The 24,031-nt window shown below is 57.4% G+C and carries 20 protein-coding genes and 1 tRNA gene; 14 read left to right on the top strand and 7 right to left on the bottom strand.

Annotated elements, in window-relative coordinates:
* Positions 1 to 11: 11 nt before the first annotated feature.
* The 14 genes from IWX87_RS15710 to IWX87_RS15645 all read left to right on the top strand — a co-directional run bounded on the left by IWX87_RS15710 (position 12) and on the right by IWX87_RS15645 (position 19,103).
* Positions 12 to 614, top strand: coding sequence for an RNA polymerase sigma factor (locus IWX87_RS15710; RefSeq protein ID WP_196864467.1), 603 nt, complete (start codon positions 12 to 14; stop codon positions 612 to 614).
* 6 nt (positions 615 to 620) lie between these two features.
* The gene (locus tag IWX87_RS15705; RefSeq protein ID WP_196864466.1) at positions 621 to 1,268 is read left to right on the top strand and encodes a hypothetical protein; all 648 of its coding nucleotides are present in this window, start codon (positions 621 to 623) and stop codon (positions 1,266 to 1,268) included.
* Between the two features lie 785 nt (positions 1,269 to 2,053).
* Positions 2,054 to 2,509 carry a DNA repair protein RadC gene (radC, locus tag IWX87_RS15700; protein WP_196864465.1) on the top strand — a complete coding sequence of 152 codons (456 nt, stop codon included), beginning with the start codon at positions 2,054 to 2,056 and terminating at the stop codon, positions 2,507 to 2,509.
* Positions 2,510 to 2,541: 32 nt separating this feature from the next.
* On the top strand, positions 2,542 to 2,682 hold the full coding sequence (locus tag IWX87_RS15695) for a hypothetical protein (RefSeq protein ID WP_196864464.1): 141 nt from the start codon (positions 2,542 to 2,544) through the stop codon (positions 2,680 to 2,682).
* 52 nt (positions 2,683 to 2,734) lie between these two features.
* Entirely contained in the window at positions 2,735 to 3,067 is a 333-nt protein-coding gene (locus IWX87_RS15690) for a hypothetical protein (protein ID WP_196864463.1), read from the top strand.
* Between the two features lie 308 nt (positions 3,068 to 3,375).
* The gene (locus IWX87_RS15685) at positions 3,376 to 4,344 is read left to right on the top strand and encodes a DUF932 domain-containing protein (RefSeq protein ID WP_196864462.1); all 969 of its coding nucleotides are present in this window, start codon (positions 3,376 to 3,378) and stop codon (positions 4,342 to 4,344) included.
* 110 nt (positions 4,345 to 4,454) lie between these two features.
* A complete protein-coding gene (locus IWX87_RS15680; RefSeq protein ID WP_196864461.1) occupies positions 4,455 to 5,459 on the top strand; it encodes a YqaJ viral recombinase family protein in 1,005 nt (334 codons plus the stop codon).
* A gap of 171 nt (positions 5,460 to 5,630) precedes the next feature.
* A complete protein-coding gene (locus tag IWX87_RS15675; RefSeq protein ID WP_231374841.1) occupies positions 5,631 to 6,608 on the top strand; it encodes a hydrolase or metal-binding protein in 978 nt (325 codons plus the stop codon).
* Between the two features lie 731 nt (positions 6,609 to 7,339).
* Positions 7,340 to 10,438 (top strand): BPTD_3080 family restriction endonuclease, encoded by a 3,099-nt coding sequence (locus tag IWX87_RS15670; protein WP_196864460.1) that lies wholly within the window; start codon positions 7,340 to 7,342, stop codon positions 10,436 to 10,438.
* Positions 10,439 to 10,449: 11 nt separating this feature from the next.
* The gene (locus IWX87_RS15665; protein WP_196864459.1) at positions 10,450 to 11,646 is read left to right on the top strand and encodes an AAA family ATPase; all 1,197 of its coding nucleotides are present in this window, start codon (positions 10,450 to 10,452) and stop codon (positions 11,644 to 11,646) included.
* A complete protein-coding gene (locus tag IWX87_RS15660; protein WP_196864458.1) occupies positions 11,646 to 12,236 on the top strand; it encodes a DUF4276 family protein in 591 nt (196 codons plus the stop codon). The genes IWX87_RS15665 and IWX87_RS15660 overlap by 1 nt, the downstream gene beginning before the upstream one ends.
* 2 nt (positions 12,237 to 12,238) lie before the next feature.
* Positions 12,239 to 15,130 (top strand): site-specific DNA-methyltransferase, encoded by a 2,892-nt coding sequence (locus IWX87_RS15655; RefSeq protein WP_196864457.1) that lies wholly within the window; start codon positions 12,239 to 12,241, stop codon positions 15,128 to 15,130.
* Positions 15,127 to 16,788: an ATP-dependent endonuclease gene (locus IWX87_RS15650; RefSeq protein WP_196864456.1), complete on the top strand. Its 1,662-nt coding sequence runs from the start codon at positions 15,127 to 15,129 to the stop codon at positions 16,786 to 16,788. The genes IWX87_RS15655 and IWX87_RS15650 overlap by 4 nt, the downstream gene beginning before the upstream one ends.
* Before the next feature lie 203 nt (positions 16,789 to 16,991).
* Positions 16,992 to 19,103, top strand: a complete 2,112-nt coding sequence (locus IWX87_RS15645) for a 3'-5' exonuclease (protein ID WP_196864455.1) — start codon at positions 16,992 to 16,994, stop codon at positions 19,101 to 19,103.
* A gap of 142 nt (positions 19,104 to 19,245) precedes the next feature.
* On the opposite strand, the gene IWX87_RS15640 is transcribed toward IWX87_RS15645, so the two are convergent.
* The 7 genes from IWX87_RS15640 to IWX87_RS15610 all read right to left on the bottom strand — a co-directional run bounded on the left by IWX87_RS15640 (position 19,246) and on the right by IWX87_RS15610 (position 24,023).
* Positions 19,246 to 19,335 (bottom strand) — tRNA-Ser (locus tag IWX87_RS15640).
* 60 nt (positions 19,336 to 19,395) lie between these two features.
* On the bottom strand, positions 19,396 to 20,052 hold the full coding sequence (gene ureG / locus IWX87_RS15635; protein WP_196864454.1) for an urease accessory protein UreG: 657 nt from the start codon (positions 20,050 to 20,052) through the stop codon (positions 19,396 to 19,398).
* A 46-nt stretch (positions 20,053 to 20,098) separates the two neighbouring features.
* The gene (locus IWX87_RS15630) at positions 20,099 to 20,749 is read right to left on the bottom strand and encodes an urease accessory protein UreF (RefSeq protein WP_196864485.1); all 651 of its coding nucleotides are present in this window, start codon (positions 20,747 to 20,749) and stop codon (positions 20,099 to 20,101) included.
* 64 nt (positions 20,750 to 20,813) lie between these two features.
* Positions 20,814 to 21,443, bottom strand: coding sequence for an urease accessory protein UreE (gene ureE / locus IWX87_RS15625; protein ID WP_196864484.1), 630 nt, complete (start codon positions 21,441 to 21,443; stop codon positions 20,814 to 20,816).
* Positions 21,444 to 21,502: 59 nt separating this feature from the next.
* A complete protein-coding gene (locus tag IWX87_RS15620; protein ID WP_231374842.1) occupies positions 21,503 to 21,886 on the bottom strand; it encodes a YgiW/YdeI family stress tolerance OB fold protein in 384 nt (127 codons plus the stop codon).
* Between the two features lie 113 nt (positions 21,887 to 21,999).
* Positions 22,000 to 23,718, bottom strand: a complete 1,719-nt coding sequence (gene ureC / locus IWX87_RS15615) for an urease subunit alpha (RefSeq protein WP_196864453.1) — start codon at positions 23,716 to 23,718, stop codon at positions 22,000 to 22,002.
* Positions 23,718 to 24,023 (bottom strand): urease subunit beta, encoded by a 306-nt coding sequence (locus IWX87_RS15610; protein ID WP_196864452.1) that lies wholly within the window; start codon positions 24,021 to 24,023, stop codon positions 23,718 to 23,720. The genes ureC and IWX87_RS15610 overlap by 1 nt, the downstream gene beginning before the upstream one ends.
* Between the last annotated feature and the right edge of the window lie 8 nt (positions 24,024 to 24,031).

The raw sequence follows: 24,031 nt of genomic DNA, 5'->3' as shown, positions 1-24,031 counted from the left end.
ATAATAGGCCAATGAATGAACAGGAAATGATTCGTGCTGTCTGCGCCGGTGGGCGCAACCAAGAGTTGGCGTTACAGGCGCTCTACCGCAAGGGGGCTGAGTTTCGGCGTCATTTCGTGTTCAATGGCCTGGCCAGGGAACAGGCTGAGGATCTTGTGCAGGAGACGATCGTCAAGATTTTTCGTGGTGCGAACAATTTCACAGGTGATGGCGGATTTGGTGACGCGAGTGCGAACGCCTGGATGTGGAACATTGCAAAAAATTGCATGCGAGACCATTTCAGGTCAGCAAGACCCAACGGCGACATTTCCCTGGATGATGAGGCGCTTGATGAGGGTGCCCGATCAAAAATTGAAAGAGAAATTTCTGTTAAAAATCCGCATAACCCCGCTGAACAGACGGTGCGTGATTGTTTTACCCAGGGGTTCGAGCGATTTGCAGCAGACCATGCAGACCGTGCGTGCGCCGTTGAGATGCAAATGGATGATGAGAGTGTGGCTTCAATTGCCCAACGGATTGGTCGCACAGTCGGAGCTGCAAAAGAGTATTTATCGCAATGCAAAAAGGTGCTCAAGCCGTACATCGAGCATTGCACGCCATTGTTAAGGCCCTAAAAAAACATGAACAACGAACTCGATCGGGAAGACCAGGACTGGTTTGATGCCTTGGCGGGCAGACCCAAGTCTGGGATGAATGCATTGGACGCGGCACAGGCTTTGGCGGTGCGAACCGCACTATCGGAGCGGCGTAATGCGATTGAAGCGGATGCCAGCCAACCGGATGCGGCGCAGTTAAACAGATTACGTCAACGCCTTGTGCGTGAAGGGCTGATGGAGACTGCGACTGCCAACAGCACGCATTCTGGTCTGTTGGGACGCATTCTTGGCATATTCGGTGCCAGTGGCCGAGGTGGATCAATGGCTATTCCGCTGTTGGGTGTCGCTGCGGCTCTGGTCATAGTCGTTGCAGCGGTCATCCAGATAAGTACCCCCAGCAACGTTCAAAATCCAGCATACGATGTGCTTCGTGGTGGAACCGCCACCGTATTGATTGTGGACGATCCTCAGGCAAGATTAACGGAGTTGCAGGCTGGGTTACGGGGCGTGAAGGCAAACTTTGAAGTCAAACAATTGGAAGGCAACCGCTTGCAAGTTGACATCAAGGTGGATGAGCCAGCCCTTGCCTATCTGGAAGCACAACGAATTTCACCAACGGTGAAAGACGGAATCGTTCGGATTCTGATCCAGCGACCGGCAGCTAAGCCATAGATAAAGGTGGGTGTTGCTGCCGACGTCGATTTGACCCAGGGTCAAATCGTGGTCGGCGACAACAAGCTGCGCCAGTAGAGGCTATCGGTCTGGCGCCCGGTGACGTTGTGTCGCAAACTAACGCGATTCGTCAGACTTCCTCTGGCAGCCAACGACGGCGTGCTTCAAAAAGCGTCGCTTTTAGGTAACACGGACAATGTGACTTTTGAACGCTTTGCCCATGGCTAAATCGATGGCCACCCGAAAAGTGTTAGACGGTTTTGAACCACGCCAGAAAATTTCAGTCACATATGACGAAAGTGATACGTGGTTGAAATACGGTGCTTTGCGGCATAAGTCAGCATCAGTGCCATGCATGATCATCCGCTTCATGGCCATCACCTTGTGGCGCTCCCTCTGTCTCCCTGGTCTGAGCATAACCGCCAGTCAAACCCTTCATCGCCCGGCATGGCCCGTCACAGGCCTGCCGGGCTTTATGCCGTCTCTTCCTGATTTCCTCTCTAGCCCATAGCCAGAGACCACCCCACGCCATGTCTCATCCCACGCCGGGCTGAGACTGCATCGCCGTGGATGCACGTCCCGTGTGCCCGCATCTCCAACCCTGACCCAAGGAGTCCGATCCATTAATTTTTATTTCAGCCCGTCCCACCGGATTGGCAAGTCTTTCGCAATCCCTCAACCCGCCCCGTGTGCTTTGCCGCCGGGGCTTTTTTGTTTTGGAGCCCATCAATGAATGAAAAAGCTTTTCCCTTCACGCATGGCCATCCGGCAAAGCGGTTGGTAGCATGACCCGCTGCACTCTCTACACCCGCTCTCCGGCAGTGCAGCAGGCCTTGACGCTGTTGGAGTGTGAGGTGAGCGAAGGCAATGCTCTGGCGTCGCCAGATGCCGTGCGTGATTACCTACGCCTACTGCTGGCTGACCGTCCGCATGAGGTCTTTGCCGTCGTGTTCCTCGATGCCCAAAACCGAGTGATCGAAACGGTCGAGCTGTTCAGGGGGACCCTCACCCAGACCTCGGTCTATCCGCGCGAGGTCGTGATCGAGGCGCTGGCCCGCAACGCGGCAGCTGTCATTCTGACTCACAACCACCCCAGTGGTCACGCCGAGCCCTCCCGGGCCGACGAGTTGCTGACGCAGACCCTCAAGTCTGCGCTCGCACTGGTCGATGTGCGGGTGCTCGACCACTTCGTGGTGACACGCAGCATGGTGGTCAGCTTTGCAGAGCGCGGACTGCTGTAACCCGCTATCAACCCCCTGAAAGGAAAAAAACCTTGATTCCCACCAACTCCCCTTTGGCATATCTGGCCGCATTTGCCATCGCTTTTGCGGTCGGAGCCTTGTCTGTCATGGGCTTTACCAAGTACATCGAAAAAGTCAGGGAGGACGCGCTGCGTGCTCATCAAGAAATTTAAAAGTGAGCAAGAACACACATTCTTTTCAACACAACACAAGGAGTTTTTACCAATGCCATCTACATGTCCGAAATGTAAATCTGGGCGCATCGACACCCGGAACCTTGGCAAGAAAGCGTGCGGCGCCATCGGCACTGTGGCGGGCGCTGCAAGTGGCGCGGCCAGCACGATGGGCGGCGCAGAAATTGGCGGCACGGTCGGATTGGCTGCCGGCCCCGGTGGCGCGATTCTGGGCACGCTGGCCGGCGCCATTCTTGGCGCGCTGTTTGGCGGCGCTGCCGGTTGTGCCGTTGGCGCAACGCTAGGCGAAGTGGTTGACGAGCACATTCTGAACAACTGCCGCTGTCTGGAGTGCGGTTATACGTTCGGCGCGCAGCGCGTCTAAATCAGCCGATCCCCCGTTTCCAGGCATCCGACCGGTTTCCTGCGCTACGCAGGGCATACCCTGCCATGATGCAGACCTGATGTGTGCAACGCATGTCACCCCGTCCGGATTGTCACCATCCCCGGCACCTTTTCTATTTTGCGTAGCTTTCCCGTTCCCTTCGCTTTCCCTGTTTTTGCTTGATCCGCCCCGCACTGGCCTGCGTGCTGCTGCGCTTTGACACGGCGGCTTTGCCACGCCCGGATTCCCTGTTTCCTCAACCCCTCACCTTTTTATCCATTTACTCAACCCACGAAAGAAAAATCACCATGGCACACCTTATCGAAAAAATGGCCTATGTCGGCGACACCCCTTGGCACCAGCTGGGCAACCAGCTTCCCCGGAAGCAACCGATTGAAGTCTGGGCAGAAAAAGCCGGCATGGACTGGACTATCTGTGAGACCCCGGTTCGCTACCTGGCCGACCAGATCGGTTCGCTGGGCTCGATCATGTCCTTTGACGACCAGAAAGTGCTCTACCGCAGCGACACCAAGGCACCCCTGTCGGTGGTCGGCAGCCGCTACCAAGTGGTCCAGCCGCGCGCCGTGCTGGAGTTCTACCGGGACCTGACGGAAATGTCTGGTTTCGAGCTGGAAACGGCAGGCGTGCTGAAGGCCGGCAAGAAGTTCTGGGCGCTGGCGCGCACCGGCAAGGAAACGGCGCTCAAGGGCAACGACGTGGTCAAGGGCTACATCCTGCTGGCCACGTCGTGTGATGGAACGCTGGCCACGACCGCGACGCCCACCACCATCCGGGTGGTGTGCAACAACACCTTGTCGATCGCCCTGAACGGTGCCAGCAGCGCCATCAAGGTGCCGCACAGCACCAGCTTTGACGCGCAGGCGGTCAAGAAGCAACTGGGCATTGCGGTCTCGCAATGGGACAGCTTCATGTACCGCATGAAGACACTGTCCGAGCGTAAGGTCAAGAGCCACGAGTCCATGAACTACTTTCTGAAAGTCCTGTGCCAGACCGACAGCCATGTCGATCCCAGCCTGGGCTTGACGAATGAGCGGGCCTTGAAAAAGGTCCAGTCGCTGTACGAGGGGCAGGGAAGAGGCGCAGAACTTCAAGCGGCCAGCGGCACCGCCTGGGGACTGCTTTGTGCGGTCACCGAGTTCGTAGACCATGAAAAGCGGGCCAGGAGCCAGGAGTACCGGATGGACAGTGCCTGGTTCGGGCAGGGCGCCAACCTCAAGCAGCGGGCGCTGGACTATGCGCTGCAGCTGGCGGCTTGAGCAGTCGGAACAGTTCCGGCCTAGCGCCGGCATAGACCCCGTTCGATTTCGGTTGAACGGGGTTTTTTCATTTGTAGCTACCAAAAACCAATTCACTCAAAGGAATCACCATGCGCAACGCAGTCACCACTGAAGAAAAGCCTCTCAAACCCCGGCCTGCCCTGAAGCTGGTCAGGACCAACCACCTCAACCGCGACGAGTGGCTCAAAGTCCGCCAGGGCGGCATCGGCAGCTCGGATGCGGGCGCGGCCATCGGCCTTCACCCCTACAAGTCGCCCTTGGCGCTCTGGATGGAAAAGACCGGCCGGGACGCCGGTTTGCCAAAAATCGACCCGAACGACGAAACCAGCCCGATGTACTGGGGCACGCTGCTGGAGTCAATTGTGGCGGCGCACTACACCCGGCGCACCGGCCACAAGGTGCGGCGTGTCAATGCCGTGCTGCAGCATCCGCAGGAACCCTGGATGCTGGCCAACATCGATCGGGAAATCGTTGGCGCCTCCGATGTGCAGATTCTGGAATGCAAGACCGCTGGCATGAACGGCGCCCGCCTCTGGAAGGAGGGCGTGCCTGAGTATGTGCAGCTGCAGGTCATGCACCAGCTCGCCGTCACCGGCAAGCAGGCGGCGGACGTAGCCGTCTTGATTTGCGGGCAGGAATTGCAGATTCACCGCATTGACCGGGACGAGGAAATGATCACCCGGCTGGTGGAACTGGAGCGCCAATTCTGGGGGTATGTTGCCAGCGATCAGGCCCCGCCAGCAGACGGCTCGGACTCGGCCGATGTCGCCCTGCGCGCTTTGTACCCCCAGGACCGCGGCCAAGTGCTGGACTTGTCCCAGGAGTCCGGCATGTCAGCGGCGTTCTCGGACCTGCTGGCCATCCGACAGGTGCTCGCTGACAACATTTTGCTCGAAGCGCAGGTCAAGCAGCGCATCCAGCAGCGCATGGGCGAGGCCACCAAAGCGGTGTTCGAGACGGGCGACGTGACCTGGAAGCGCAGCAAGGACGGGACGGGACTCGATGTCAATCGTCTCCTGAAGGAGCAGCCTGAACTGGCGCAAAGCTATTGCCTAGTCAGGCCGGGCTCCCGGCGGTTCCTGGTCAACGGCTGAATTCAACTCAGCCGAATTAAGCTGGAAAATTCCAAAAAAGGTCAGAAAAGACCAAGCCAACGTCCCTCAGCGCAGGGGTATTTCAGGCAGCCGCCTGCCTCCACTGGATGCCAGAGGAGGCAGGCTTTTTTTTATTCAACGGCAACTTTATCAACCCCCAAAGGAAACATCATGCTCAAAGGATTGGCGTTAACGCCCCCGGTTATCGGCCGGATTGCGATCGGGAAAATCGTGGTGAAAGATGGCAAGCGCCTGCCGGAAAAGGATGACGAGTTCACCGTCACCAGCCAGGTGCAGAACCGAGATGGCTGGGTCAACCACCCAGTCGATGAAACGCTGCGCAAAGGGCTGGGCACCAAGCTGCGCAGCATTCCGGTGCGGCTGCTGTTTGACGACCCGGACCTCAACCTGCGGGCCAGCTACAGCTTGTTTGACCGGGGAACGGGCAGGCCGCTGTGTGTGGGCAACGGCGAGACCTGCCGACGCTCCACGGCGTCAGGCATCCAGACGCTGCCGTGTCCTTCGCCGGACGCCTGTGCGCTTGGCATCAGCGGGCACTGCAAGCCCTACGGCCGGCTCAATGTGCGTATCGGGGACGATGATGAACTGGGCAGCTTTGTGCTTCGCACCACAGGGTTCAACAGCATCCGCACCCTGCTGACGCGGCTTAAGTACTTCCATGCGGTCTCGGGCGGCCTGCTGTCCACGCTGCCGCTGGAGCTGCGCCTGCGCGGGAAATCGACCACGCAGTCGCACCGCTCGGCAATATATTACGTCGATCTGACAGTACGTTCGGGCATGACGATGGGTGACGCCATCACGAGCGCAAAGATGCAAAGCGCTGAGCGCAATGTGCTGGGCTTTGACCAGGCAGCGCTGGACGCGGCGGCCCGGCAGGGCTTTGCCGAAGGGGCGTTCGAGGAGTCCGAGGAAGAGGGTGCTGCCGTGGTGGAAGAGTTTTACCCGGACAGCCTGGAAGCCGAAGCGGGGACCGTGGTGAATGTCAGCGTGACGGGGACCAGAGGAAAGCCTGGCCTGGCCGACAAGTTGAGCCAGAAGGCGGCGCAGCTCAACGGAGGAGTCAACGGGCTGAAGGCATCCACTTCTGGTGTCTCTAGCCAATCAGGCCGGGCCTCCAGCGCGGCCTGACCAATGCGCTTTGCGCTGGGGAGGGTTTCGCCTTCCCCCAGCCCGCCCGCCGCATGCGGGCTTTTTTATTACCCCATCTCAAGGGGTCCAGCATGAATACATCGAGAAAAACCGAAATCGTTCTTCCCACTTGAGCTGACCGCTCGGGTCCAAGCTACTGGCTCTGGACGCCCTTAGGATCCAGCGCGAGCTGGTTTACTACGGCCTCAACACGCAGGAAACCTATGAGCCGGTGGGCCTGGCCATCCAGTGAATTGCCGACTGCATCCATGAGCGGCTGGAAGGCATGCGGCGGTGCCGGGCAGCTTGATCAGTATCGTGCTTTGCCAACGGGGATTGTCTGGCGACAATCCCCGGCTCTGCCTGCCTTGGCTATTGCCTGGGTTCGGGAGAAGCCAAGTTCAACAGGTGTTTTGTTGGCTTCTCCTTGAACTTGGCTTCAATTGCCATCTCGATTGCAAAAGCAACTGGGTGTGGCTTGTGGTAATTTTTTTTGACCAGTTTCCTGGTTGCTGGTTGTCCGCAGCCACATCCAATGCAAAGAAAGCGCGAGCATGAGCTGTTATCGAATGTCAACTGTGTAGCTCTTAATCCTGTCCGCCTGAAAATAAACGATTCAACCCTAAAATACCTCAGTCCGGTGTGCAAATGTTAAAAACTGAAACACTTATGGGCAATAACAATTAGCATTCAGCATTGTCAGCCGCGCTGATGACAGGGACTCGATCACAGTGGAAAATCAATTCTTCGAGAAACCAATTCTCAATTCGCCGTATGGCTATCCGGCGCTTTATTGGGAACTCGACAAGACCGGTCAGCCGACACAGCAGATCATCGAGACACGCCGACCCGCCGAGTTCATCACCCCGATCCCCAAGCCTAAAAAGCAAAAAGGTGCGCAGCAGCAAGACGCGCTGCTGTTTGACGACACGCTGTCCACGCAGACCCAGCAGTACCACTCTGCCATCATCAATTCGGTCAGAACAGAGGTGGACAAGTGGCGCGCCTTGAAAAATACCAACGACTGGCGCGTGACACCCGAGACAGCCCGCCTCTTGCAACACTGGCGCCATCACGATTTCAGCGGTATTCGTCCTTTTTTCTGTCAGGTCGAGGCCGTTGAAACGGCAGTTTGGCTGACGGAAGTAGCGCCTCAAATTGGCAAAGCCGGTCAGGTCTTCATAGATCACCTTGCCAATGCCAACAACGATGCCAACCCGGAACTGATGCGCTTGGCGCTCAAGCTGGCAACCGGCGCGGGCAAGACCACCGTGATGGCCATGCTCATTGCCTGGCAAACCATCAACGCCGTTCGCAGGCCAAACAGCAAGAAGTTCACTCGCGGCTTTCTCCTAGTTGCCCCTGGACTCACCATCAAAGACCGCTTACGCGTCTTGCAGCCCAACGACCCCGACAGCTATTACGCCAGCCGCGAACTGGTCCCCGGCGACATGCTGGGCGACCTGGAACGCGCCAAGATCGTCATTACCAATTACCATGCCTTCAAACCGCGCGAGCGGCTGGAGCTGTCCAAGGGAGGACGCTTGCTGCTGCAAGGGCGAGGCGGCGAAGCGCTCAACACGCAGGAAACCGAAGGTCAGATGCTCCAGCGCGTGATGCCTGACCTGATGGGATTGAGCAACGTCCTTGTTATCAACGATGAAGCTCACCACTGCTACCGTGAAAAGCCCGGACCCAAGGCGGAAGCGGAAGACCTGAAGGGTGACGACAGAAAAGAAGCTGAAGAAAACAACGAGGCCGCGCGGCTCTGGATCACGGGCCTGGAAGCGGTCAAGCGCAAGCTGGGCGTTGCGCGTGTATTCGACTTGTCGGCCACGCCGTTTTTCCTGCGCGGCTCCGGCTACGCCGAGGGCACGCTGTTTCCCTGGACCATGAGCGACTTCTCCCTGATGGACGCCATCGAATGCGGCATTGTCAAACTGCCGCGCGTGCCGGTAGCAGACAACATTCCGGGTGCGGAAATGCCGATGTTCCGCAACCTGTGGGAACACATCAGGGCCAAGATGCCCAAGAAAGGCCGTGGCAAGGCAGAAGGTTTGAGCCCGCTTGACCTGCCGACGCAATTACAGACTGCGCTTGAGGCGCTGTATGGCCACTACGAAAAAACCTTCGAGTTGTGGGCGCAGGAAAAGATTTCTGTTCCCCCGTGCTTTATCGTCGTCTGCAACAACACATCGGCATCCAAGCTGGTGTACGACTACATCTCGGGTTTTCAGCAGCCGCACAAGGACGGCACCAGCAAGCTGATCGAGGGACGGCTGCCGCTGTTTCGCAACCACGATGAGCATGGCAACCTCCATGGCCGCCCGCGCACATTGTTGATTGACAGCGAGCAGCTTGAATCTGGCGAAGCGCTGGACGACAATTTCCGCGCCGTGGCAGCTGACGAGATCGAACGCTTCCGCAGCGAAATATTCGAGCGGGGTGGCAAGCTTGCCGACGATCTGCGTGCAGGAAAAGTGCTTGACGATGCAAGTCTGCTGCGAGAGGTTATGAACACCGTGGGCAAGCCTGGGCGTCTGGGGGATTCCATCCGCTGCGTTGTTTCAGTTTCCATGCTGACCGAAGGCTGGGATACCAACACGGTCACCCATGTGCTGGGCGTGCGCGCTTTTGGCACCCAGTTGCTGTGCGAACAGGTCATTGGCCGCGCGTTGCGCCGACAGTCTTATGAGTTGAACGAACAAGGCCTTTTCGACGTTGAATACGCCGACGTGCTGGGCATTCCCTTTGACTTCAACGCCGAGCCGGTGATCGCGCTACCGCTGAAACCGCGCCAGACCATTCAGGTCAAAGCCATGCGACCCGAGCGCGATGCCTTGGAGATCAGATTCCCGCGCGTGCAAGGCTACCGCGCCGAATTACCGCAAGAGCGGCTGACAGCCGAATTCAACAAGGACTCGGTTCTGGTCCTGACGCCTGATCTGGTCGGTGCGACCGAGACGCGGCAATCCGGCATCATTGGTGAAACGGTGGACTTGAACCTGGTTCACACCCGAGATGTGCGTCCATCCCAGGTGGTGTATGAACTCACCTCGCACTTGGTGCTGAGCAAATGGCGCGACGCCGATGGCGAACCCCGGTTGCTCTTGTTTGGCCAGCTCAAACGCATTGCCCGGCAGTGGCTTGATGGTTACCTGGACTGCAAAGGCGGCACTTACCCCGCACAGCTTAAATACAAGATGCTGGCTGACATGGCTTGCGAACACATCAACGCTGGCATCCTTCGCACCTTGGTCGGCACCCGCCCCATCAACGCAGTGCTGGACCCTTACAACCCGACCGGCAGTACGGCCCACGTTAACTTCAACACCTCAAAAACCGAGCGCTGGGAAACCAGCGCCCAGCACTGCCAGCTCAACTGGGTCATTCTGGACAGCGACTGGGAGGCCGAGTTCTGCCGCGTGGCCGAAGCGCATCCGCTGGTGAAAGCCTACGTCAAGAACCACAACCTGGGTTTGGAAGTGCCCTACCGCTACGGCTCTGAAATGCGTCAGTACCGGCCCGACTTCATCGTTCGCGTTGACGATGGCCACGGCGACGATGACCTGTTGAATCTGATCGTTGAGATCAAGGGCTTTCGCGGCGAGGACGCCAAGATCAAAAAAGAAACCATGGACATTTACTGGGTTCCGGGTGTGAACAACCTGGGCACGCATGGCCGCTGGGCGTTTGCCGAGTTCACCGAGGTGTTCCAGATGCAAGACGATTTTGCGAAAAAGGTGGAGGCTGCATTTGAACAATTGATGGGCAAGTGGCTTCCTCAAAACGCTGCGCAAAATCTGGTCAGCACCACGCCAGAGGCCTGAGAAGGAAAATCATGCAGATTGAATCCATCGAGATCAAGAACTTCCGGCTGTTCCGGAATACAAAAATTACCCATATTCCCCGCCTGTGCGTGCTAGTGGGGGCCAACGGAACAGGCAAATCCACGCTCTTTGACGTGTTCTCCTTCCTCAAGGATGCACTGGCCATGAACGTCGGCAAGGCGGTTGCCAAGCGCGGCGGTTACCGTGAACTCGCTTCGCGAGGGTTTGCCGACGAACCGATTGAACTGACGCTGCAGTTCCGGCTGGAAATCACCGGCCATGAGCGGCTGGTCACCTATGTATTGAAAATCGCACCAGGCAAAGATGGCCGGCCATTTGTTGAACGGGAGGTTCTGCGTTACAAGCGCGGTCGCTACGGCGCACCTTTTCGCTATCTCGATTTCACGCATGGCAAGGGTTATGCCATTACCAACGAGGAAGAGTTCTCCAAGCAGGACGAGGAACTGACGCGCGAAGAGCAAGAGCTTGATGCACCCGACATTCTCGCCATCAAGGGACTTGGCCAGTTCGAGCGCTTCAAGGCAGCCAGCGCATTCCGCTTGATGATTGAAAACTGGCACGTTTCGGATTTTCATGTGTCCGAAGCGCGTCCCAGCCAGGAAGAAGGCTTTGCCGAGCATTTGTCAACGCGTGGAGACAACCTGCCGCTGGTGGCCAGTTTTCTGTTTGAACACCACCCCGACCGCTTCGACCGCGTGCTGGACGCCATGAAACGGCGTGTTCCCGGCGTTTCCTTGATTGAACCCCGGCAGACCGAAGATGGCCGCCTGGTGCTGCGCTTTCAGGATGGCAGCTTCAAAGACCCCTTCATTGCCCGCTACGTCTCGGACGGCACGATCAAGATGTTCGCCTACCTGGTGCTGCTCAACGACCCCAAGCCTTACCCGCTGCTGGCGGTGGAGGAGCCTGAAAACCAGCTTTATCCGGAACTGTTGCCCGAGTTGGCCGAGGAATTTCGTGACTATGCCGAGCGCGGCGGTCAGGTGTTCATTTCCACGCATTCGCCAGACTTTCTGAACGCCTTGACGCTTGATGAAATATATTGCCTGCGCAAGGACAAAGGCTTTACCACCATCACCCGTGCCAGCGATTCCGAAAACCTGCGTGCCCTGTATGAAGCCGGCGATCTGCCCGGCTACTTATGGAAGCAAGGGTTGTTCGAGGGGCTGAATAGGGAAATTGCCTGATGCAGGGTCGCATCATCTTTTTGCTGGAAGAGCCTTCGATGAAAGCCTTGCTGGATGGCCTGTTGCCACGGTTGTTTCCAGGCTGGGCGGACGGACAGCATTTCCAGTGCGTGCCCCATGAAGGCAAGAGTGATCTGGACCGCAGCGTCCCGCGCAAGCTCAGTGCGTGGCGTTTTCCGGGCGACCGTTTTGTGGTGGTCCGGGATAACGACAGTGCAAATTGCATTGACGTGAAAGCCCACCTGAATGCGCTGTGCGCCAAAGCCGGCCGTCCGGAAACCTTGGTCCGGATGGTCTGCCAAGAGCTGGAGAGTTGGTATATCGGCGACCTGCAAGCCCTGGGCGCTGCCTTCGATTCGGCCAAGGTCAATACACCCGCGCAGCGCAAGCGCTTTCTCCATCCGGATCAATGGCAAAAACCTTCCGTTGAAGTCAAACGGCTGGTTCCTGCCTTTCAAAAAATCAGCGGCGCCCGAGTCATGGCCCAACACCTGAGTCCGCCTGCAAATCTCTCGCACAGCTTCCAGGTGTTTGTAGAGGGTTTGCGCCGCATGGCCGCCGAAATGGGCTACGAAGAATTACCAAACTGAACATGGTCACCAAAAAAACAAAAGCCCCGCTGACCGTCGAAACGTTCAAGCACGACGACGCCACCCGCAAAAACATTCCCACGGCTGAATACCAGTCGGTCATGGCCAAGGACGAGCAACAGCCGGTTCGCGTGAACTATGCGCGCCGCAATCGAGACCTGGACCCGCAGCTGGTGTGGCGCGGCAAGGACGAGCAGGATTGGTCCGACCTGGTGGTGCATGCGCCTCCGCTCTACATTCAGGAAAAAGTCCATCCCAAAGTGCTCATTGACGACCTGAAGCGCCAGACTGAAAAAGCTGCAGCGCCTGAGCCGCAGGTGGACTTGTTCAGCGACTTTAACGGCTTGCCCAACAGTGAAGCCAAGACCGAGTTTTACCAGCACGATGGGCACTGGCAAAACCGCATGATTCTGGGCGACAGCCTGGCGGTGATGGCGTCACTGGCTGAGCGCGAAGGCCTGCGCGGGAAGGTGCAGTGCATTTACTTTGACCCGCCCTACGGCATCAAATTCAACAGCAATTTTCAGTGGAGCACCACCAGCCGGGACGTGAAGGACGGCAACGCCGACCACATCACGCGCGAGCCCGAGCAAGTGAAGGCGTTTCGGGATACGTGGCGCGATGGCATTCATTCCTACCTGACGTATCTGCGGGACAGGCTGACGGTGGCGCGGGATTTGTTGACCGAGTCGGGGTCGATTTTTGTGCAGATTGGGGATGAGAATGTCCACCGGGTGCGCGCGGTGATGGACGAGGTTTTTGGGGATGAAAACTGCGTCAACCAAATCACTTTCCAAAAAACTTCGAGCAGTACATCAGACTATCTTGGCGGTGTTGCTGACCACATTCTCTGGTTTGCAAAAAGAAAAGAGACGCTTAAATTTCGCACTGCTTACTACACAAAGGAGTTGGGCAAAGGTGCTTTTGAGGCATACAACAAGATTCGCTTCCCAGACGGAACAATCAAATCTATCTCCGAAGCGGTAAAAGATGATGCTGAGCAAGGTGAAATTATTCGCATTGACAACATTACTTCTCAAAGCATGGGACGTGATAAGGGTGAAGGCGCAGCTTCATGGTTCCCGGTGAAGATTGAAGGTCGTGAAATTCTCCCAAGCATCAAGGTTCGCTGGAAAACAAATGAGCAGGGTATGCGACGCTTACAAAGCGCGGGTCGCTTGTATGCCTCCCGGAATAGTCTTGGATACATAAGAAGATTCAATGACTTTAGGGCTGTTGCTTTTCACCATATTTGGACTGATACCGTCATATCAGGGGCATCTCTGGAGAAAAGCTATGTTGTTGAAACTTTACCGCTGGTAATTCAACGTTGCATCCTCATGGCAACCGACCCCGGCGACCTTATCCTCGACCCCACTTGCGGATCAGGAACAACCGCCTACGTCGCCGAGCAATGGGGCCGCCGCTGGATCACCATCGACACCTCGCGCGTTGCGCTTGCTTTGGCTCGTGCCCGCATCATGGGCGCTCGCTACCCGTACTACCTGTTGGGCGACAGCCGCGAAGGCCAGGCCAAAGAAGCCGAAGTCACCCGCACCGCACCGTCCAGCCAGCCGACGCGCGGCAACATCCGGCAGGGTTTTGTCTATGAGCGCGTGCCGCACGTCACGCTCAAGTCCATCGCCAACAATGCCGAGATCGACGTCATCTGGGACAAGTTCCAGCTGGTGCTGGAGCCGTTGCGCGAACAGCTCAACACGCTGCTGGGAACCGCCTGGCCCGAGTGGGAAATTCCCCGCGAACTATCTGAAACCGGTGACGTTGTCTCACTCAAACGAATCAAAGTTGATAGCAGCTTGTGCACGGAGGACGTTCGCAAACAGGCTAAAACACTGCTAAAAATATGGTGGGAAGCCCGCATCAGCCGCCAGCGAGAGATAGACGCCTCGATTGCCGCCAAGGCAGATTCCGAATTTCTTTACGACCGTCCATATGAAGACAAGAAAAAGGTGCGCGTGGCCGGACCGTTCACGGTCGAAAGCCTGTCGCCGCACCGCGTGCTGGGCGTTGATGAGAACGATGAACTGATCGACCCCAACGACCCGAAAGTGGCGCAGCGGCAGGCCCAGTACGATGTTGAACGCAGCGCCGAGCGCAACTTCGTCCAGATCATTCTGGACAACCTCAAGACCGCAGGCGTGCAGCAGGCGCACAAGGAAGACAAGATTGATTTCACCTCGCTGGTGCCCTGGCCCGGTGATCTGGTGTGCGCGGAAGGGCGCTATGCCGATGGCACAGGCGACACCGCCAACGAAAAGCGCGCCGCCATCTTCATCGGCCCCGAGTTCGGCACCGTTTCGCGCCCCGACCTGGTGTCTGCCGCCCGCGAGGCCGGTGACGCGGGCTTCGATGTGCTGATTGCCTGCGCCTTCAACTACGACGCCCACTCGTCAGAGTTTGGCAAGCTGGGCCGAATCCCGGTGCTCAAGGCGCGCATGAACGCCGACCTACACATGGCCGAAGACCTGAAAAACACCGGCAAGGGCAACCTGTTCGTGATCTTCGGCGAGCCCGACATCGACATCCTGGATGCCGAAGACGGCCAGGTGCGCGTGAAGGTCAACGGCGTGGACGTGTTCCACCCCAACACCGGCGAAGTGCGGAGCGACGGCGCCGACGGCATCGCCTGTTGGTTCATCGACACCGATTACAACGAAGAAAGCTTCTTCGTCCGTCATGCTTACTTCCTGGGCGCCAACGACCCGTACAAGTCGCTGAAGACAACGTTGAAGGCAGAAATCAACGAGGAAGCCTGGGCCACGCTGAACAGCGACACATCCCGCCCATTTGACAAGCCGACTTCGGGGCGGATTGCGGTGAAGGTTATCAATCACCTTGGGGATGAGGTGATGAAGGTTTTTAAGGTTACATGATGCGTCTCGCCAAACTAAAAATTGAAAACTTCAAGAGGGTTTCCTCGGTCGAAATACCTTTGGCTGACGTAAATATTCTCGTTGGTGCGAATGGCTGTGGAAAGTCATCCATCATTCAGGCGGTTCATTTGGCTTGCTGCGTTATGCGTCAGGCAGATCGAGTGGATGCTGGCAGGACATCTACTGTTGGAGTTGATGAGTTGGACTATCTACCCACCGACGACTATAAGACCCTCGGGCATGGTGCGAATTGGGGTAACAAGGAGGGAACACCGTCATCAAAAGTGACTTTGTCTTTTCAAAAGCAAGATGGGGAGCTGATTGAGGCGACGTGCAAACTTCGATCGGCACGCAATGCAGGAATTTCCATCTCGGGGTCTGTGCCTGCCGACCTGACGTCTCTGTTAAGAACCAAGAAGTCGTTTTTTTCCGCATACATCCCAGGTATCTCGGGTATCCCGAATAAGGAAGATCGAAAGTCCAAAAAGGTTCTCCTCAAGGCTTGCTCGTTTGGAGATTCGAATGTAATTCTTCGAAATGCCCTTCTATTGCTAAAGGAGAGCAGTCCTGAAAATATTCTTTTTATTGAATCGTGGATCACCAAAATTATTGGACCGATATCAATCAAGGTTCTTCATGACAATGACAACGATCTGTATGTTAACTGTGAAATCACAATTGATGGTGCGACAAAGCCAATTGAATTGGCGGGTACGGGGTACTTGCAGCTTATTCAGATTTTTTGTTACGTCCTGCTGTTCGCGCCGGGCGTCCTTTTAATAGATGAACCTGACATACATTTGCACCCGCATGTCCAAGAACGACTTGTTAGAGTACTCTCAGAAGTTGCAAAAGAGCGGGGAATCAGGATTCTCCTTACAACACACTCACCGTTCATCGTGAGAGGCGCGCCGCCAGGAACAAATGTGTGCTGGCTCAAAGACGGTGGTATTGAGTCACAAAATCGGCAGCTTGTTGAGGTAGCACTTGGATGGGGAGCTTTCGGGAAAAGACTTATCCTCGTCTCAGAGGACTCCAATACAGCGCTTTTACGTAAGCTTGTGGCACAGTGGCCTGAAGTTGACAGAGCTGTCGCGTTCTATCCTGGCAATGGATACAAGAGCATCCCTACTGCGCATCAGGCTCAGGAGCTCGCCTCTACTTTAGGCGGAAAATTCAAGATTCTTGTGCATCGTGATCGCGACTCCTTGACCGACGATGAGGTGCAGATATTGAGGAAGCGATACGAAATTGCGGGTTCCAGTCTGTGGTTGCCAGTTGAGTCTGATGTCGAGTCCTACTTCTGTGCAAGTGGGTTTTTAGAAATATTCCTTTCCTGCTCACAAGAGCAGGCAGCATCTTACGTGACAGCCGTCCTCGAACAGCATGCTGACCCCATTGGTAATCAGTTCAATAGTCAACGTGCTGCGCACAACGAGGAGCTACACGCTGCCGGGGGGAGTCCAGCCAACAAAGACGTTTGGGATGCCTGTCAGCATAGACCGCTAAAGGGCGCAAAGGGAAAATTTGTGTTCAAGCAGCTAAAAAACAAAGTGCCCGGTAACGTCTTCAGTGAAGTAAATATTCTGAATTCCACTCTTGGCGGACAAGTTGCACTGGATTTGAAACACAGGATCGAACAAATGTTGATCGTGTGACACTGTGGATTTCGGAATTTTTGACGCTTTCAACAACAGCCCAGCCAAGCTCACTGGTAAGGGCGGATATCCCCGGAATTGACGAGAGCACATGCAAAGCAGGAGTTTGACAAGTTTCGCCGCCTGGATCACGCCCGCGGCGATTCCGATTTCGACCGCATGGTGAAAAGCCTGATATTCAATAAATCCGAAGAGGATGACCGATGGACTTCCGCATCTCCGACACCTTCACCGAAAGCCTAGCGCGCCTGACTGGCAATGAGCAAAAAGCCGCCAAGACAACCGCCTTCGACTTGCAACTGAATCCGTCACAGCCGGGCCTAAGTTTGCACAAACTCGACCAAAGCAAAGACAAGAATTTCTGGTCCGTGCGTGTCAGCAGCGGCATTCGGCTGATCGTGCATAAAACGGCGGCCAGCTTGTTGCTTTGCTACGTCGATCATCACGACAAGGCCTATCAATGGGCTGAGCGGCGCAAGTTGGAGACCCATCCGACAACCGGCGCAGCGCAGTTTGTCGAAATACGCGAGCGTGTTCAAGAGGTCTTTGTGTCCCGAGCCCTGCACGTCGCAGAGCCTTCGCCGCCATGGGCGGTAATTACCAAGCCCTTGCTGTTTGCACATCTGACGGACGCAGAATTACTCGGTTATGGCGTGCCAGCGGAATGGCTGGCCGATGCGCGCGCTGTCAATGAAGATTCGCTGCTGATGCTGGCAGATCATCTGCCTTCGGAAGCTGGCGAGGCCTTGCTGGAATTGGCAACTGGCGGCACACCGCAGGTTCGCAAGCCGGCTGCGGGCGCCAGCCCGTTCGAACACCCGGACGCGCAACGCCGTTTCAGGGTGGTGAACGATATTGAAGAGCTGGAACTTGCGCTCTCATCCCCTTGGGAAAAATGGACGACCTTTCTGCACCCGGCCCAGCGCGAGTGGGTGGAGCGTGATTACAGCGGCCCGGCGCGTGTGTCCGGCTCGGCCGGAACGGGAAAAACCATTGTCGCACTGCATCGCGCTGTGTTTCTGGCGCGCAAGTACCCCGACAGTCGCGTGCTGCTGGCCACATTTTCAGAGCCGCTGGCGAGCGCGCTGCACCAAAAACTTCGGTTGTTGATCTGTGGTACACCCAGGCTTGCCGAGCGCCTGGAAGTGCAGTCGCTGATCGGGATCGGCGAGCGGCTTTATGTCGCCAAGGTGGGGCGCCTGAAAGTGGCATCGCAACAGGTGGTTGCGCACCTGCTGGCGCAGGCTATTGCAGAGGCTGGCGCGTCTTTAACGCCTGCGTTGACTACGGCTTTTGTGCAATCAGAGTGGGATGAGTTGATTGACGAATGGCAGGTGGAAAACTGGGATGCTTACCGCGATCTCAATCGCCTTGGCCGCAAGACCCGATTACCCGAAGTGCGTCGAGCCGCCGTGTGGGCGGTGGTCGATAAGGCGCGGGCGCATTTGCGTGAGCAAGGCTTGGTTACCCATGCCCAAATGTTCACACAGTTGGCAAAACATTTTGAAGAAATGAAAAAACCGCCATTTGACTTCATCGTGGTGGACGAAGCCCAGGATATGTCGGTAGCGCAATTGAAGTTCCTTGGTGCGCTTGGCGCTCAAGCTGGAGTGCCGAAGCCGAACGGAATTTTCTTCGCAGGCGACCTTGGGCAACGCATCTTTCAACTGCCGTTTTCCTGGAAGTCACTGGGCGTGGATGTACGTGGCCGTTCCCGCACGCTGACGATCAACTATCGAACATCGCACCAGATTCGCGTTCAGGCCGACCGATTGCTGGGGCCTGATGTGTCGGATATTGATGGCAATGTGGAAATCCGAAAAGGCACGGTTTCTGTGTTCAACGGTCAGCCACCATCGGTTCAAGTATTTGCCAGCGAAGCTGCCGAGATTGCAGGTGTGGGTGCATGGCTGAAGGAATGTTGCAGCGAAAATGTGCAGCCTTCCGAGATTGCCGTCTTCGTGCGGTCTGCGGCACAGCTTGATCGTGCTCGTCAAGCAGTGAAGGCTTCAGGCATGAACTTCTGCGTGCTGGACAACAAAGTGCGGCCTGAGGAGTCAAGGGTTTCAATCTGCACCATGCACTTGGCCAAGGGACTGGAGTTCCGCGCGGTGGTCGTGATGGCCTGTGATGATGAAGTTGTGCCATTGCAGAGCCGGATTCAAAACATCGCTGATAACGCCGACCTGCAAGAGGTCTATAACACCGAGCGACACCTGCTCTATGTCGCCTGCACACGCGCTAGAGACCGTCTGCTGGTCACCGCTGCCGAGCCGGCATCCGAGTTCCTTGACGATCTTTTGGGAGCTTTCTGAAATGGACTGTTGGCGCCAATCGGAAATTGATCAGATCAATTTAGCGGTGGCGCAAACAGTTGCACTATTTGATGGTCATTTTGATAGTCGAAACATGTAGACGAAAAAAAGCCCATGATTTACATGGGCTTTTTTAAATTTATGGCGGAAGCGGTGAGATTCGAACTCACGGAGGACTCGCATCCTCGGCAGTTTTCAAGACTGCTGCATTCAACCGCTCTGCCACGCTTCCAAGCCCACTAGTTTAACCTCAGGCCCGGCAGGACTCGGGCTGTGACCCGAAAAATAACGTTCAGATAGCTCTAAGCATGCCTTTGCTTTCAATAAATGCCACCACTTCGGCCAGGCCGGTGTTGGTTTTCAGGTTGGTCATGACAAAAGGCTTCAAGCCCTTGGCCGTGGTGCGCATGCGGATGGTATCGGCTTCCATCACGCCCAGATCTGCGCCCACATAAGGCGCCAAGTCGGTCTTGTTGATGACGAACAGGTCGCTTTTGGTGATCCCCGGGCCGCCCTTGCGCGGAATTTTTTCGCCAGCGGCCACGTCGATCACGTAGATGGTGAGGTCGCTCAGTTCGGGGCTGAAGGTGGCGGCCAGGTTGTCGCCACCCGATTCGATGAACACCACGTCGGCATCGGGGAACTCCTCCAGCATGCGGTCGATGGCTTCCAGGTTGATCGACGCGTCTTCACGGATGGCGGTGTGAGGACAGCCGCCGGTTTCCACACCCATGATGCGTTCGGCGTCCAGCGCGCCGCTAACGGTCAGCAGGCGCTGGTCTTCCTTGGTATAGATGTCATTGGTGATGGCCACCAGGTCGTATTTGTGCTTCATGGCCTTGCACAGCATCTCCAGCAGGGTGGTCTTGCCCGAGCCGACGGGTCCGCCGATGCCCACGCGAAGCGGCGGAAGTTGCTTGGTGCGGTTGGCGATGTGGTGCAGGCGCATGGAAATACCTTGGAGGGTTGAAAAGGAACGCTTCGTCAAACGTAAATCAGGAGCGAAAGAGCCGCGAATACTGGGTTTCATGCTGGGCCGAAAGAATTGCCAGCATGGGTGAAAACGCCTGGCGTTCACTGTCTTGCAAGTGCAGGGCAGCTTCAACGGCGGCGGGAATGTCCCGGGCCAGGCGCGCCAGGATGCGCTGGCCGGCGCTCTGGCCCAGCGGCACGGACTTGAGCGCGGCCTGCATCATGTTCTCGGCCCAACCAAAGGCATACGCCAGCATGCAGTCGCGTACGCTGGCCGCCGTTTGCGACGCCGCAAGCGAAAAGGCCACCGGATAGGTTGGCTGCATGCGTGCACAGGCGTCGATGTGCGCCAAGTTGGCACCGTCATGGTTGCGCAGCCAGTCGAGCAGGGAGCGGCCCATTTGCTCGGCCTGCAGCCGCAACTCGCTGGTTTCGCGGGTTTGCAGTACCCAGTCGTTGAGCTGTTGAACGCGCGTCAGGTCTGATTTGCGCCAAGCCGTGATTGCCTCGGCCACCACGGCCAGGTCGCCGCGCGCCAGCGTCAGGTGCAGTTGGTCGTTCAGCCAGTCAGATGCTATGCTTTCCGTAGCTACTCCCGCCCTGTCAACGGCCGCTTCAAGCACTTCCGAGTAAGAAAATCCGCCCACAGGCAAGGCCGGGGAGGCCAGCCACATCAGCTGAAGCAGGCTGGCTGCTGACAGGGCCGGTGCCGTTTTCGTCGTCAACTGCGCACCTGTGTCAATGGCTGTGGGGCTTGCGCGGATGAATCTGGATGGCGACGGGCTTGATGGCCTCATGCGCATGGCCGTGATCGTGATGGCAGTCCGGTCCATGGACATGGACATGGGCTGCGGCGGGCGCGGCAATTACAGCCGGTGCGTCAGGCGAATGGCTGTGTGCGTGACTGTGGCCGCCCGTGCTGTAAGCGCCGCCTTCGGGTTCAAACGCTTCGGCTACTTCCTGCACCGTCAGGTGCATCGCCCGCAGCATGTCGGCCAGTACATGGTCGGGCTCGATTTTCAGGTGATCGGGCTGCAACTCAATCGGTACATGGCGGTTGCCCAGGTGGTAGGCGGCGCGCGTCAGGTCGAAGGGAGAGCCGTGCGCCGTACATGCCGTGATGCGCAGCACCGCCTGCGGCGCGGCAATCACCCGCACCATCGAGCCGTCTTCAACCAGCAGCACGTCGCCACCGCGCACCAGGGTGCCGCGTGGCAGGAACACGCCCAGCGTGCGGCCCAGTGAATCCAGCGCGTCAAAGCGGCTTTTCTGGCGTACATCCCAGTCAAGTTCAAGTGTGGACGCGCGCTTGAGCAGCACTGGCGCCAAGCCTGCGCCTAGCGGCAGCAGTTTGCTGGCTTTCAGCATGCGCTGGTCGGGCTTGGCAGGCTGTTCAGAAAAGGGGTTGGGTTCGGCGTGCGGGTCCATCACAGTTTGCGCAGTCTTTTGACATCGATTTCCACAGCATTCCATTTCTTTTCGACTTCTCCGAAGATTTCAACCTGGTCTTGAGGTGATACGGTCTGACCAACCCAACGGTCGCTGTCAATTTCCATGTCCACCGTGCCACTGGCATCACGAAAAACGTATTTTTCACCGCCTGTGTGCCGTTCAATTGTGCCCCGCAGGGTGACTTCAGTATCGTCTTTCAGGGTCTTGGCATGCTCTACCGTCACCACGGTCGCGGGGCCCGTGAAGCCGCCACGCGCTGGGGCGGCGTTACCCGTAAAGCCTCCGGCTGAAGATTGTGCGATGGCTGCACTTGCCAGCGCAACGCTTGCAGCAAGAATAGTTATTGGTTTCATCATCATCTGTGAGCCTTTAAAAGTTACATTCTCAGGCCTATTTCTTTCACCCATCGAAATGCTGCGTATTTTCTGCAGCTATTCCCCTTTATCGTCTTGCATTCATTGAGTTACGCAAGTTAAAACAAAAAGTAGCGCTGCGTCATCGGCAAGCTGGTCGCTGGCTCACAGGTCAGCAGTTGACCGTCGGCGCGCACCAGATAGGTCTGCGGGTCGATTTCCATTCTCGGCAGGTAGTCGTTATGCATCATGTGCTGCTTGCGAACGCCGCGAATATTTTTCACCGCGCTGAGCGTCTTGGCCAGGCCAAAGCGTTCCTTGATGCCGGCGGCCAGCCCGGCCTGCGACACAAAGGTCAGCGAGCCCTTGGCGAGGGCGCCGCCAAACGCGCCGAACATGGGTCGGTAATGCACCGGTTGCGGCGTCGGGATCGAGGCGTTCGGGTCGCCCATGGCGGCCATGGCAATGAAGCCGCCCTTGAGGATGATCGACGGCTTGATGCCGAAAAATGCCGGTTTCCAGACCACCAGGTCGGCGAACTTGCCGACATCAATCGAGCCGACCTCGTGCGAAATGCCGTGGGCGATCGCCGGGTTGATGGTGTATTTGGCGATGTAGCGCTTGACGCGGAAGTTGTCGTTGCGCTCGGTGTCCCCTGGCAGCTTGCCGCGCTGCTGCTTCATCTTGTGGGCGTTTTGCCAGGTGCGTATGATGACCTCGCCGACCCGGCCCATGGCCTGGCTGTCACTGGACATCATGCTGATGGCGCCCAGATCGTGCAGGATGTCTTCAGCGGCAATGGTTTCCTTGCGGATGCGGCTTTCGGCAAACGCCAGGTCTTCGGCAATCGAAGGGTTGAGGTGGTGGCAGACCATCAGCATGTCCACATGCTCGTCGAGCGTGTTGATGGTGTAGGGCATGGTCGGGTTGGTTGAAGACGGCAGGAAGTTCGCCTCGCCGACCACGCGCAAGATGTCCGGTGCATGGCCGCCGCCCGCGCCTTCGGTATGAAAGGCGCACAGCCCCCGGCCCTTGGTCGCGGCAATCGTGTTCTCTACAAAGCCCGATTCGTTCAGCGTGTCGCTGTGGATGGCGACCTGCACATCAAGCGCCTCGGCCACGTCCAGGCAGTTGCTGATGGCCGCTGGCGTCGTGCCCCAGTCTTCATGCAGCTTCAGACCAATCACGCCCGCGTTGACCTGTTCGTGCAGCGCAGCCGGCAGGCTGGCATTGCCCTTGCCCAGAAAGCCGATGTTCATCGGGAAGGCGTCGGCGGCCTGCAGCATGCGCTCGATGTTCCACGGGCCGGGCGTGCAGGTGGTGGCAAAGGTGCCGGTGGCCGGACCCGTGCCGCCGCCCAGCATGGTGGTGACGCCCGAGGTCAGCGCTTCCTCGATTTGCTGCGGGCAGATGAAGTGGATGTGCGAGTCAATGCCGCCAGCCGTCACCAGCATGCCTTCGCAGCTGATGATCTCGGTGCCGGGGCCGATGATGATGTCGATGCCGGGCTGAACGTCGGGATTTCCGGCCTTGCCGATGGCGGCAATGCGACCGCCTTTCAGGCCAATGTCGGCCTTGACGATGCCCCAATGGTCGAGGATGAGCGCGTTCGTCATCACTGTGTCCATCGCGCCTTCGGCATTGGTTCTTTGCGACTGCGCCATGCCGTCGCGAATGGTCTTGCCGCCGCCAAACTTGACTTCCTCGCCGTAGCTGCCGGCGCGCAAGGTGTAATCGGCTTCGACCTCGACCATCAGATCGGTGTCGGCCAGCCGCAGCCGGTCGCCCACCGTGGGACCAAATATTTCCGCGTAAGCGCGGCGTCCAATGCTTGCCATTAAAGCGCTCCCTGAATGAGGCCGCGAAAGCCGTAGATTTTTCGCTCGCCCGCAAAGTCCACCAGCTCGACGGTGCGCTGCTGGCCCGGCTCGAAGCGAACGGCCGTGCCGGAGGCGATATTGAGCCGCATGCCGCGCGCCGCATCGCGGTCAAAACCCAGCGCGCCGTTGGTTTCGGCAAAGTGGTAGTGCGAGCCGACCTGGATCGGCCGGTCGGCGGTGTTTTGCACGACCAAAGTGAGGGTGCGCCGGCCCTCGTTGAGCAGGTGGTCGGGGCCGTCGGTGAACAGTTCGCCTGGAATCATGGGGTGCT

It is taken from the genome of Polaromonas sp. CG_9.7, assembly GCF_015752205.1.
In the GTDB taxonomy this organism is placed as follows: Bacteria; Pseudomonadota; Gammaproteobacteria; order Burkholderiales; family Burkholderiaceae_C; genus Polaromonas.
Note: the sequence above shows the minus strand (reverse complement) of the source record. Positions and strands in the feature narration are given on the sequence as shown.